The organism is Mucilaginibacter paludis DSM 18603 (genome assembly GCF_000166195.2).
Taxonomy (GTDB): Bacteria; Bacteroidota; Bacteroidia; order Sphingobacteriales; family Sphingobacteriaceae; genus Mucilaginibacter; species Mucilaginibacter paludis.
In genome coordinates this window covers 3,133,939-3,146,160 of sequence record NZ_CM001403.1, presented here as the reverse complement: position 1 = coordinate 3,146,160, position 12,222 = coordinate 3,133,939, and the positions used below count along the sequence as shown (strand labels likewise).

Genomic DNA, 12,222 nt, shown 5'->3' with positions numbered 1-12,222 from the left:
CGTTTAATCTGTTATAATAATAAGTTTAAAGCAATTGCAGCATGAAATTTCAAAGAGTTTTAATTGGTATCGATGATAGTAAATATGCCGAAAACGCGGCGCAGTATGGTTTTGAACTCGCCCGCCAGTTTAATGCCGAAGTAGCGCTGGTTCATATTGTTGAACCCGTGGTTACTACCCCGCTGAACGACAGCAGCATGATGGGATCGATCATCCCATCATTGAGTGGCGGAGTAGAGGAAGCAGAAGTTATTAACGCCCAGCAGGAATACTCGCGAAAATTGATAAATGACACCATAGACAAATTAGGCAGTGGTTTAACAGTTACCCAGTTTAACGAGATCGGCTCAACCTCGGATACGATTATCGATTGCGCCGCCCGCTTCAGAGCCGACCTGATTGTAATTGGCACCCATAGCCGAACAGGTTTAGACCGTTTTTTAATGGGTAGCGTTGCCGAATCTATCGTGCGGCACTCGCCGGTAGCTGTATTGGTAATACCGATGAAAGAAGAGGAAGCTAAGCCTTGAGCCGGGAGTCATGAGTTCTGAGCCTTGAGCCGGGAGTTCTGAGTCTTGAGCCTTGAGCCGGGAGTTCTGAGTCTTGAGCCACGAGCCCTTAAAGTTGTGAGTCATTAGCAAAGTCCGGCACCGGAATGCGGACGCTGTATTTTTCTATTTAGGACTCCTGACTCAGAACTCCCGGCTCAAGACTTAGAACTCCAAACTACCCAACCTTAATATAACAGCCTGAACTTAATGGTATGTTCGATCTTTTTAAGTTCGGTTAATATTTGCTGATCATAACCTTTGTTAACATCGGTAATTACATAACCAATTTGAGCGTTGGTAACCAAAAACTCACCCACAATGTTGATATTGTGCTTGGCAAACACCTCGTTAATTTGAGCCAGGATGCCGGGCACGTTTTTATGGATGTGGATAAGCCTGTGCGCATTGTTAACACGGGGCGGCTGCAATTCGGGAAAGTTGCAGCTCATGTGCGTTTTACCCTCGTTCATAAAGTCTATTACCCGTTTAGGGATAAATTCGGCATTGCGGGGGTTATGTTTCGGATCGTCAAAAATAATAATTCCGTTTTCACCAGCCGTATCGGCTATTTTGCGGTTGCTTATCTTCCCAAAACAACCTATTACTTTTAATCTGCCCGCCTGCTCCAGTTGCATGGGTGTGGGTTGGTGTGCTTCGTCGCAAAATAATACGCCGGCTTCTTCCAGGTATTTTTCTTCGATGCTTTCACGCTGCCTGATGTTGTAACCCTCTTTGCGCATCATAGCCAGCGCTTCTTCGTCAATATTACCTACAACCAGGCACTTGATCCTGTTTTTGGGATAGGATATAGCCCTCGGCATCTTGTTGATGTACAAAAACTCATCAAAGCTGGGGGTAATATGGTCGGCTTTTTCGGCCACGGCCTTGCGTTCAATATTTTCAGTAAAGGCGAAAAACTTTTTAATCATCCCCGATTCCTTCAATTGAAAATCAGAGTGGCCGTCGCCAATGCCAAAAATCTCGCCGGGCAGATTCAGCTGCCTTAACAGGGCAACCTTGCCGCCTTCCTGCGAAAGTGGATTTTCGGTATCGTAGCCAATGATGTTACCTTCTTCGTCAAACTCAAAAGTGTTGGCGTAGATGTTTTCTTTTTTAATGTGGTATTCGGTAACAACGGGCGTGATAAACTCTTTAAAGCCGCCTGAAACAATCAGAACTTTATCGGCATTCTCTCTAAAAAAATCCTTATTGCGAGAAAACGATGCCGACACCTTCTTTTTTAAATGCTTAACAAGCTGCTTAAGATGGATCTGATCGGCCTGCAACAGCCTTACGCGCGCCTCAAGGCTTTCGGAGAACGACAAGCGGCCCTCCATAGCAGCGTTGGTTAAATTTTCAATCTGTTTAAATATCTTTTCCTTATCTAAACGGTCTTTTAATGAAATACGGGCTAACTCGTCTAAAGCTTCAACCTGTGTAAAAGTGCTATCGAAATCTATGATATAATATTGGCTCATTGAATGCGCGTTAATAATGCAAATGTGCAAATTTTTGCCAGAGCAATCCCATAATAACTACAGATTTTATGGTTAATATGCCTGTATCCAATGATGTAGTTAACCTACCTTTGCCTAAAGTATCCAGCGCGAATGCTAGAACACCAACATCATTCAACGAAGCGCTACCACAGACAAGTTTAAACAGCCACTATGAAGAATGCACCGACAGCGCCAGGCAGATCTGTTTAATGGATAGGCTTAGCGGTTTGAAGGTAATGCCTGTGGCCTTGATGAGCTTAGCATTATCATAATTGAGTTTTTTTGAAGCCGCTTGCGCCGATATTTTATCCACTCCTTTAGGCTTTCCACTCAGTAAACCCCAAACGGCCGAAAATCGCCAGGCTAAGTTAAGCATCCATGATTTAGCTTCGCTTGTGGGTGGCGGCACTTTAAAATTGCGGGCGGTTTCTGTAAACAGGTCTTTATAAAGCCAATTCTCGGCATTAACAATATATCGCTGTTCGGTAATGCCGCTATCCATCAGCAGGATCATGCTTTTGGCAACATCTTCAACATCTACAAAACCGCAACTGCCCGGGGTATAATATTTTAATCTCTTATAAACTGTCTGGAAAATTTTGCCGCTTCCGTTTACTCCAGCGCTGGCGCCAATAATAAGCGAAGGGTTTACAATTACCGCGTTTAAGCCTTCGGCAATACCCCGCCAAACCTCCATTTCGCTTTCGTATTTCGATATCGCGTAGGCGTTTTCGTGCGGAGTTTCTTCGAGGTGATTTTTTTCGCTGATCAACTCGCCCGGCTTGGCCTCGCCAATAGCGGCTATAGAGCTTACGTGTACCATCCGGATGCCATATTGGTTGCACAAATTAACCAGGTTGGCCGTGCCCTCCACATTGGTTTTGATCATCATTTTTTTGTGCGCCGGGTTAAATGATACCCAAGCGGCGCAATGGTAAACCTGTGTAATGCCGGTTAAGGCATCATCCAAAGCAAAAACATCCAATATATCGGCCTCAACCCATTTTATTTGTGTTGTAAAGGGCTTAAGTATATCCGGCACAACTGATGTGCCGCGTTTAATACAAACTAAATTATTGCCTTGAGCGGCTAATTGCTTCGCCAGTTCTGAACCCAGGAAACCTGTTGCACCTGTAACCAGTATCATGCCTTCGATTTTTTTTAAAACGGTGCAATTTAATGCAAAATAAGTTGATATTTGAGCGTTTTATTATAGGCCTATGTCGTTAGTTGATTTTTTGAGCCCCATCGATTTAGAAAAAATAGCCCCCAAGAAGGGCTATTATAGCAGTCACCTTGGCGTGAAAATCAATGTTTATACCGAATCGTTTCCAGATCTGGAAGAGATTAAACCGGGTATTGCCATTATCGGTGTAATGGAAGATCGCAACGCCGTTAATAATTCGGGGTGCGCCCTTGGCCCCGACTATATCCGCGAAAGATTATACGAGCTAAACGAAGGTGCCTATACCACCAATATTGTTGATTTAGGCAACATCCGCCAGGGGGCAAGTATTACTGATACCTATTTCGCGTTAAAAACAGTGGTGAGCGAACTTGTGAAGATGGATATTTTGCCCGTTATTATTGGCGGTGGCCAAGACCTCACCTACGCCCAATACCTGGCCTACGAAAACCTGGAACAAAAGGTAGATGTGGTAGTGGTTGACGCGCAATTTGACCTGGACGACGATGCCTATTACGAAACCATCGAAACCACATCAGCATCTTACTTAAACAGGATATTTTTACACGAGCCAAATTACTTGTTTAACTTTAGTAATTTGGGATACCAAACTTATTTTGCCAGCCAAGATAGTTTGCGGGTAATGGATAAGCTTTATTTTGATGTACACCGCCTGGGCGAGTTAAGCGGCAATATACAGGCTACCGAGCCTATTATCCGTAATGCTACCATGGTAAGCTTTGATATAGGAGCCATCCGTTCATCAGATGCGGTTGGCAACGCCAATGCTACCCCAAATGGACTATACGGCGAGGAAGCTTGCCAGATTTGCCGGTATGCCGGCTTTAACGACAAACTCACATCCATAGGTTTTTATGAGTTTAACCCGGCTTATGATAACAATGGGCAAACCGCCATGTTGCTTGCCCAAATGATATGGTATTTTATTGACGGATTTTACAACAGAAAAAAAGATTTCCCTTTACAGCCCCGCTCACAATATTTGATATACAAAACGAGTTTAAAGCATGATGATCACGAACTTGTGTTTGTGAAAAGCAAAAAATCCGACCGTTGGTGGATGCAGGTGCCCTATCCGTCGGGAGGCTCAAAAAACGAGCGGTCGCATCTGGTACCCTGCCGTTACGAAGATTATAATATAGCCGTATCGGGCGAAATGCCCGACCTATGGTGGCGAACATATCAAAAACTGGTTTAAGTTGATTAATTTATAGTAATGAAAAAAGTATTTTTAATGTTATTGGCAGTAATGCCGACTATCCTATTAGCCCAAACACCCGATAATTATACCATTAAAGGTAAGGTTGGGAGTTATAACCCTCCGGCACGGGCCTATTTGCTTTATGAACGTGGTGGCAAAAACATTACCGACTCAACAACAATTACCAATGGCGAATTTAAATTCCATGGTAACATTGCCGACCCGGCATCCGCCTATATTGTGATGGACCCTACAGCTATGGGCCTGGCTAAATTACAGCAAAGCAGAGGTGGAATTGATGCTTTGAATTTTTATATTGAAAAGGGGAATATTGTTTTAACCGATGCCGATTCGGTATCAAAAGCCAAAGTAATCGGATCAACGCTGAATGAAGATAACAAAAGGTTTATGGCTATGTTAGAGCCCTTCAACCAGCGTGCACAAGCCCTCAATAGCGAAATTAAGTCGACACCGGATGCCCAGCAAATTAGCCCGGCTTTCCAGGATACCATGCAGGCCCGGTACAGGCGCTTACAAAATGAGCAAACCGCCGCTGTAGAGAAATTTATACTGGGTAACTCTCAGAGCTTTATCAGCCTCATCGGTATGCGGGTGTTAATTAAATCGGGCATGGACTTTCTGGCGATAGAACAGTATTACAATGCCTTGTCGCCCGAGGTTAAACAAACCGAGCTTGGCAAAGGTTTTAGCAGTGCTATTAATGAGTTAAAGGTAACCGCAATAGGATCGCCAGCGCCAGATTTTACGCAGAATGATGTTAACGGATCACCTGTAACGCTGTCGTCATTAAAAGGCAAATACGTTTTAATTGATTTTTGGGCATCGTGGTGTGGCCCCTGCCGCCAGGAAAACCCGCACGTTGTTAGGGTGTATGATCATTATAAAAGCAAAAACTTCACAATCCTTGGTGTATCATTGGATAAAGCCGAAGAGAAGGCTTTATGGCTAAAAGCGATTAAAGATGACGGACTGGCCTGGACACAGGTATCCGACCTGAAGTTTTGGGCAAACGATGCGGCCGCTTTATACAAGGTAAGTTTTATCCCTCAAAACTATTTGATTGACCCTAACGGGAAAATTATAGCCAAAAACCTGAAGGGTGCCGACCTGGATAGCAAACTGGCAGAGATATTTAAAATGTAATTTTTAATTCCGGCTGGTTTTAATTCCCGGTAAAAACAATGGCCACATCATTTGATTTTGATGCGGGCCTTTGTTTTAATGTAAAATATCTGAATCGGATTGGCATTTTACGGCTTCAGTTGGATTAAAACCCAACCGGGTTCAATCATAAACGCTAAAGCTTAAGCGCCTTATATCAAATCAAAGCCAATATCTTTCCTAAAGTAAACGCCGTCATAATAAATTCTGGCGGCATCGGCTGTGGCGTGTTGCAAGGCTTCAAATAAATTATCCTGCAAAGTACTAACCGCCAAAACGCGGCCACCTGTGGCTTTAACTACATCGTTAACCAGTTCTGTTCCGGCATGGAAAACGATCGAATCGCGTACGTTATCAATACCCGTAATCTCTTTGTTTTTGAGGTATTCGCCGGGGTAGCCACCAGCCACGCATACAATGGTAGCTGCCGTTTTGCCTGATATGGTGAGTGTTTTAGTTTCCAGATCTTCGTTGGCAACGCCCAACAGCAGGTCAACAAAGTCCGACTCGATGCGCATCATCACGCTTTCGGTTTCCGGGTCGCCCATGCGGCAATTGTATTCAATGGTATAAGGGTCTCCGTCGCAATTCATCAATCCGATAAAAATAAATCCTTTATAAGGGATGCCTTCCTGCTTCAACCCTTCAACAGTAGGTATAACAATACGTTCTTCAACCTTGCGCATAAAATCAGCGTCAGCAAACGGAACCGGCGATACCGAGCCCATACCACCGGTATTTAAACCGGTGTCGCCCTCGCCAATGCGTTTATAGTCTTTGGCTTCGGGTAATATTTTATAGCTCTTACCATCGGTCATTACAAAAACCGAAAGCTCAATACCCTGCAAAAATTGTTCTATAACTACTTTTGAACTTGCCTCGCCAAATTTAGCTTCTGTAAGCATCTCTACCAGTTCTTGTTGAGCTTCCTGTAAGGTAGTACAAATCAACACGCCTTTACCTGCCGCTAAGCCGTCGGCTTTCAATACAATGGGTAAACCCGCGGTAGTCAGATAATCCAACCCCTGCTGCAAAGTTTCTTGTGTAAAAGTGTGCGAAGCAGCCGTAGGAATGTGATGCCTGAACATAAACTGCTTTGAAAAATCCTTACTGCCCTCCAACTGTGCACCATGCCTTTGCGGGCCTATTACTGGGATAGATCGCAGCATTTCGTCCGACAGGAAAAAATCATGAATCCCCTTTACCAATGGCTCTTCAGGCCCAACCAAAACCAGGTTAATGCCATTGGACAAAACAAAACTGCGGATCCCTTCAAAATCGGTAACCTTCAGGTTTACGTTTGTACCATACTGGCCTGTACCGGCATTACCGGGAGCAATAAATAACCGGCTGCATTGCGGGCTTTGCGAAATTTTCCAGGCAAAAGCGCTTTCTCTGCCACCCGAACCTATGATGAGGATATTCATGAGGCAAAGATAAAATTATATGAATGTGATTGTTTGAAGAATATTAAAATTTAGGCCGGCCGCATCTGGTATCGAAAAAGATAACAACCGAATTATACCTGGTACGATTTTAGCAGCCTGGTTGCCTATAATTGTTACAATGATTCACTTTTACGTAACTGTATAATTTTGAAAAACTCTTGTAAATAGCCATATTTGATTATTCCACTTATAGTGTCGTGTACTGTTACAATACAACCGGCAAATTTAAATTTTGAGCTTTGAAAAATACCTACGCTTACTTTTGTATTTTAATTTTAGCACTAATAATTGCCTCGTGCTCACCCAAAGGCCCTTATGCCGCTACCAATAAAGTGTATCAGCATCAGGTAGACTCTTTTGCCAGGGTTCTGCAATTGCAGCAACCAGCCATGCTGACAGATTCATCGGGTATGGCTGTACCTTCCGAATGGGTAGGCACCGTTAACCTGGGGATGCGCAAACCCAATTATGTAATTATCCATTATACCGCCGAGGGCTCCATTGGGCAAACCATACATACTTTTACCGTAAAGCGTACCCAGGTTAGCGCGCATTATGTGGTAGCTAAAGATGGACAAGTGGTACACATGGTGAACGATTATCTGCGTGCACAACACGCCGGCCTTGGCAAATGGGGAAGCGTAATTGATATGAACAGCATTTCTATCGGTATAGAAATTGATAATAACGGCAACGAACCCTATACCGATGCCCAGATTAAAAGTTTATTGGCCTTATTAGACCGATTGAAAAAGGCTTATGCCATACCCGCGGCTAACTTTATCGGTCACCAGGATTTTGCGCCGAAGCGCAAGCCTGATCCTGGTCCGTTTTTCCCATGGAAAAAACTGGCTGAAAAAGGATTTGGCTATTGGAGCGATGATGTGCTTGAACTGTCTCCCGAAAACTTTGATTACGCTATTGCGCTACGGCTGATTGGCTATGACACCTCTGATTTAAATGCTGCTGTTGTTGCTTTTAAAAGGCATTTTGTACAAACGGATATTAAACCCAAGCTAACGCAGCTGGATTTGAATATCCTGTATAACGTATATCAGAAGTATTAGGGATAGAACTTTATATGGGGCTATCATGTTCCGGAAGCCCTATATGGTTTGTTTTTCTACAGAGCGGCATAGAGAAGGAAACTTACTATAATTCAGTTTAAGTTGCTGATTTTCAGAGTATTTTTTTGCTATAATAATCAGTATTCTCAATTTACAGCATCGGCCCGCTCAGTCGCGGCGTAAAGGGCTCGTCTTATCTCCAACGCCATTCTCACCCCATCGTCATTGCGAGGAACGAAGCAATCTCTACATCAGCAGAGCCACTTTGCAAGGCCGCCCGTTTATAGAGATTGCTTCGTTTCTTATAACGATATCTTCTTAAGTTATTAATTATCAGCGTGTCTGTTTTTACTCCAATAATCAGCATTCTCAATTTAGAGCATCGGCACGCTCAATCGCCGCGTGAAGGGCTGTTACTTTTGTCTTGACACAAAAGTAACCAAAAAGTCAAGACTGCCCGATCCTTCCACCCACAGGCCAACACCCGGCCCGGCGTGCAGTCAGGCCTTTGCGCACTTTTGCCTGTCCACCGGAGTAGAACACGAAGCCCCAAACTTTATCCCTGTTTTTCTCCTATTGGCCGGCTTCGTTACTTATAAAATACAAAGATTATTTACGCTTTGTACAAAAGCACTATTGCTTTACAAACTTCACCTGGAATAACTTATCCCATTTTTTCCCGGTGACAAACAGACGCTTGCCTTTTTCGTCCCAGGCTATCCCGTTCAGTACGTTATTAGCCGGATCACTTTTAACGCTGTAAGGGCGGCTATCCATCGGGTACAGGTTTTTAAGGTCTACACTTTCTACAACGGCTCCGTTTTTAGGGTCAATTACAATAATGGTATCGGTGGTGTAAATATTGGCGTATATCTTGCCATCAATATACTCCATCTCGTTAATCTGGTTTACCGGGCCCTTATCGTCGTAAACATCCAGGTAGCCTTGGGGCATGTAGGTATCTTTATTTAATAACCAGATGCGGTTGGTGCTATCGTTATGCAATAGATTTTTGCCATCATACGTCATTCCCCAGCCTTCGGGAGCCCAGTTAAAATTAAAGGTGCTTAATATCTTGAAGGTATTTTTATCATATACAAAGCCCTTTTTTTCTTTATAAGTAAGCTGGATAATTTTATCGCCTACTACCGCTATACCTTCGCCAAAATACATCGGATCCATTTTTGCCTTCTGAACCACCGTGCCTGTATTCAGGTCAACCTTGCGCAGGCTTGAGTTGCCGTAATTGCCGGCGCTCTCGTACAAAAAGCCGTCCACGTATTGCAGGCCCTCGGTATACGAGCTGGTATCGTGCGGAAATACTTTTTCTATTTTAAAAGTATAAACCGCTGGTGCTTTAGGAGCCAGCAACATTACATTAGTTGATACTTCGGCCGGTTTTCCACCCGAAAATACGCGGGCCGTAATTAGCTTGGAGCCGAGCTTCATCGAGTCGGTTTTTATTTTAATGCTGAGCGTATCCTTGCGGGATAACACCCTGACAGAATCAACCAGGTATTGTACCGAATCGGCTTTGGTATCTGTCGGTACCGAAACGCTTACGGGAATCTGGTCGCCCAGTTTATAACTTGTACCTGCCTCGGGGCTGACGCTAAGGACAGCCGATTGTTTTTTTGTAAAGCAGCCTGCTACAGTTGTAGTTATTAAAGCAACGGCTATAATTCTATATTTCATTGGGTATTGTTAAATAGATGACGATGGCCAAAAGGCATCTTCAATATGTTTTAGTGTATGATTGTTTTGACGGTTAAACAAAATGGCAATAATGTCAAACCTTGCTTCGCCCTGATGATTCATCAGGTAAATATATTCATCTGCCGCTTCAGCTAATAATTTTTGTTTACGATTATCCACAAAATCTTCCGGCTCGCCAAAACCATTGCCACTTCGGGTTTTTACCTCTACAAAAATGATCGTTTGGTTGCGGTAGGCTATCAAATCGATCTCCGCTTTGCCGTAGGTCCAGTTTTCGTCGATAATTTCGTAACCCGCTTTTTCCAGGTAGGTTTTAGCCAAAGCTTCGCCCTGGCGGCCCAGATCGTTATGCGTAGCCATTATTTGGTAATTACAATGCCTAAATAATCGGTAATACTTTTTTCCACCTTTTTCATGTGTACAAACTGGCTCAGCAATATATCCTCGTCGTCGGCACTCTGGGTAGTTTTAAGCTGATTGCGGATATCCGCCAGAATTTTACCCACCTTTTGCTTTTTGAGGTGAAATATAGCGCCCAGGATGGTGGCCTTCATATCCTTCTCCTCGTCTACTGTGGCAATTTTATGCATATCGTACCAGTTGGGGCTCAACACATATTGCGACATTAAAATATTGATGGCAATATCCGTGATCTGCTTATCAGCATGGTTAATGTAAAACACCTCTTCGGGTAAATTACCTTTCTCGAGCTCCTGGTGGTAAATGGCAACAAAGTGCTTATACAGCGGCGTTTCAAACTCTACGTCGCTTAGTTCGGCAATAATAAAGGGGCCTATATAGGTATTGGCTATTCCATCCCAATTAATAATGCGGTTGCCATACATAATCAGCAAGCGCACAATTTCTTTTTCCTGGGTTTCGCCGGTCTCGCTGGATACGCGTTCAATTTTTTCGTCAACAAACAAATCGTCGGGCGGTAAATCTGCCCAGTCTGGTTTGGCCTGTTGCTGATGATGTTGCTGCTGGTAGTCTTTTTTGTGCTTAGCCTGCCGTATTTTGTTGAGCTCGGTGTTTAGCGATCGCTCTTCTATCTGCAGTAAAGTGCTGCACTCGCGGATAAATACGGCAGCCTTAATAGAATCCGGAATTTTGGCGATGCTCTCCACAATTTCCCTGATCACCTCTGCTTTCCTGATCGGATCATTACCGGCTTCTTTAAGCAGGATATTGGTTTTGTACAGAATAAAGTCTTTCTTATTCTGGTTAACATAGTTTTTAAACCCGGTGCTGCCCAGCAAACGCACGTACGAATCCGGGTCGTGCCCGTCGGGGAAGGATACTACTTTTACATTGAGGCCCTCCTCGAGTATCATATCCAACCCGCGAAGCGATGCCTTGATACCGGCGGGATCGCCATCGTATAAAATGGTGATATTTTTAGTTAGGCGGCCAATCAGCCTGATCTGCTCAACGGTAAGGGAAGTGCCTGATGATGCCACTACGTTTTCGATACCCGACTGGTGTACCGAGATCACATCGGCATAACCTTCTACCAGGTAACAATTATCCTCTTCGCGGATGGCCTTTTTGGCAAAGTTTAACCCGTATAAAACGTTGGATTTATGATAGATTTCCGACTCGGGCGAGTTAACATACTTGGGTACATTTTTATCGCTTTTGAGCGTACGCCCGCCAAAGGCGATGATCCTGCCAGTGAAATTATGAATCGGGAACATCACCCGGCCGCGATAACGATCATACAGGGTGCCGTTATCCCGCTTAACCGATAAGCCGGTTTCCTCTAAAAACTGTTGCTGGTAGCCATCCTTTAAAGCCTGGCTGGTAAAGGCCTCCCATTGATCGGGCGAATAGCCCAACTCAAATTTTTTGATAATTTCGTCGCGGAAGCCACGCTCTTTAAAATAACTCAGGGCAATGCTTTTGCCGGCATCGGTTTCCCATAAACTCTGCTGAAAAAACTTAGCCGCGTAGCCGGTAACTATCAATAAGCTTTCGCGATGATTTTCCTCTTCCCGGTTTTCAGGTTTGTCGTTCAGCTCCTCAACCTCGATACCGTATTTTTTGGCCAGCCATTTTAAGGCTTCGGGATAGCTGATCTTTTCGTGCTCCATCAAAAAGGTAACGGCCGAGCCGCCAATACCCGATGAAAAATCCTTGAAGATGCCTTTAGCCGGAGATACGGTGAACGATGGTGTACGCTCGTTAGCGAATGGCGAGAGGCCGATGTAATTAGCTCCCCGCTTTTTTAAAACCACAAACTCGCCTATCACCTCAACAATATCGGTGGCCTCCATTATGCGGTCGATGGTAGGTTTGGTGATCATAGCAAATACAAAGATAGATAACTGAAGCAAGATGCAGGTACGATA

Annotated in this window: 10 protein-coding genes; 4 read left to right on the top strand and 6 right to left on the bottom strand. The window is 44.1% G+C overall.

Features of this window, described 5'->3' with window-relative positions:
* Nucleotides 1-41 precede the first annotated feature (41 nt).
* The gene (locus tag MUCPA_RS13205; RefSeq protein ID WP_008506980.1) at nt 42-530 is read left to right on the top strand and encodes a universal stress protein; all 489 of its coding nucleotides are present in this window, start codon (nt 42-44) and stop codon (nt 528-530) included.
* A gap of 206 nt (nt 531-736) precedes the next feature.
* Here the strand turns inward: MUCPA_RS13205 and MUCPA_RS13200 are convergent, their stop codons facing one another.
* Complete coding sequence (locus MUCPA_RS13200; protein WP_008506979.1) at nt 737-2,029, bottom strand: HAD-IB family phosphatase; 1,293 nt, start codon at nt 2,027-2,029, stop codon at nt 737-739.
* A 190-nt stretch (nt 2,030-2,219) separates the two neighbouring features.
* The gene (locus tag MUCPA_RS13195) at nt 2,220-3,197 is read right to left on the bottom strand and encodes an NAD-dependent epimerase/dehydratase family protein (protein ID WP_008506978.1); all 978 of its coding nucleotides are present in this window, start codon (nt 3,195-3,197) and stop codon (nt 2,220-2,222) included.
* A 73-nt stretch (nt 3,198-3,270) separates the two neighbouring features.
* Here MUCPA_RS13195 and MUCPA_RS13190 point away from each other — a divergent pair, with 73 nt between their 5' ends.
* Together MUCPA_RS13190 and MUCPA_RS13185 are read left to right on the top strand one after the other, a co-directional pair.
* A complete protein-coding gene (locus MUCPA_RS13190; RefSeq protein WP_008506977.1) occupies nt 3,271-4,455 on the top strand; it encodes a formimidoylglutamase in 1,185 nt (394 codons plus the stop codon).
* Between the two features lie 18 nt (nt 4,456-4,473).
* Complete coding sequence (locus tag MUCPA_RS13185) at nt 4,474-5,622, top strand: TlpA disulfide reductase family protein (protein WP_008506976.1); 1,149 nt, start codon at nt 4,474-4,476, stop codon at nt 5,620-5,622.
* Nucleotides 5,623-5,792: 170 nt separating this feature from the next.
* Here MUCPA_RS13185 and purD read toward each other — a convergent pair whose 3' ends face one another.
* Nucleotides 5,793-7,067, bottom strand: coding sequence for a phosphoribosylamine--glycine ligase (gene purD / locus MUCPA_RS13180; protein ID WP_008506974.1), 1,275 nt, complete (start codon nt 7,065-7,067; stop codon nt 5,793-5,795).
* A 260-nt stretch (nt 7,068-7,327) separates the two neighbouring features.
* Between purD and MUCPA_RS13175 the strand changes: the two genes are divergently transcribed.
* Nucleotides 7,328-8,155 (top strand): N-acetylmuramoyl-L-alanine amidase, encoded by an 828-nt coding sequence (locus MUCPA_RS13175; protein WP_008506972.1) that lies wholly within the window; start codon nt 7,328-7,330, stop codon nt 8,153-8,155.
* Nucleotides 8,156-8,788: 633 nt separating this feature from the next.
* Here the strand turns inward: MUCPA_RS13175 and MUCPA_RS13170 are convergent.
* The 3 genes from MUCPA_RS13170 to dnaG are packed head-to-tail and all read right to left on the bottom strand — an operon-like array spanning nt 8,789 to nt 12,177.
* The gene (locus MUCPA_RS13170) at nt 8,789-9,850 is read right to left on the bottom strand and encodes a glutaminyl-peptide cyclotransferase (protein ID WP_008506970.1); all 1,062 of its coding nucleotides are present in this window, start codon (nt 9,848-9,850) and stop codon (nt 8,789-8,791) included.
* A 9-nt stretch (nt 9,851-9,859) separates the two neighbouring features.
* Nucleotides 9,860-10,231 carry a YraN family protein gene (locus MUCPA_RS13165; RefSeq protein ID WP_008506968.1) on the bottom strand — a complete coding sequence of 124 codons (372 nt, stop codon included), beginning with the start codon at nt 10,229-10,231 and terminating at the stop codon, nt 9,860-9,862.
* Complete coding sequence (gene dnaG, locus MUCPA_RS13160; protein WP_008506966.1) at nt 10,231-12,177, bottom strand: DNA primase; 1,947 nt, start codon at nt 12,175-12,177, stop codon at nt 10,231-10,233. Before dnaG ends, MUCPA_RS13165 begins: the two co-directional genes overlap by 1 nt.
* Nucleotides 12,178-12,222: the final 45 nt, after the last annotated feature.

Bases quoted from the DNA above. Each gene is read 5' to 3' on its own strand.
- MUCPA_RS13205 (WP_008506980.1), top strand. From the start codon at position 42: ATGAAATTTCAAAGAGTTTTAATTGGTATCGATGATAGTAAATATGCC.
- MUCPA_RS13200 (WP_008506979.1), bottom strand. From the start codon at position 2,029: ATGAGCCAATATTATATCATAGATTTCGATAGCACTTTTACACAGGTT.
- MUCPA_RS13195 (WP_008506978.1), bottom strand. From the start codon at position 3,197: ATGATACTGGTTACAGGTGCAACAGGTTTCCTGGGTTCAGAACTGGCG.
- MUCPA_RS13190 (WP_008506977.1), top strand. From the start codon at position 3,271: ATGTCGTTAGTTGATTTTTTGAGCCCCATCGATTTAGAAAAAATAGCC.
- MUCPA_RS13185 (WP_008506976.1), top strand. From the start codon at position 4,474: ATGAAAAAAGTATTTTTAATGTTATTGGCAGTAATGCCGACTATCCTA.
- purD (WP_008506974.1), bottom strand. From the start codon at position 7,067: ATGAATATCCTCATCATAGGTTCGGGTGGCAGAGAAAGCGCTTTTGCC.
- MUCPA_RS13170 (WP_008506970.1), bottom strand. From the start codon at position 9,850: ATGAAATATAGAATTATAGCCGTTGCTTTAATAACTACAACTGTAGCA.
- MUCPA_RS13165 (WP_008506968.1), bottom strand. From the start codon at position 10,231: ATGGCTACGCATAACGATCTGGGCCGCCAGGGCGAAGCTTTGGCTAAA.
- dnaG (WP_008506966.1), bottom strand. From the start codon at position 12,177: ATGATCACCAAACCTACCATCGACCGCATAATGGAGGCCACCGATATT.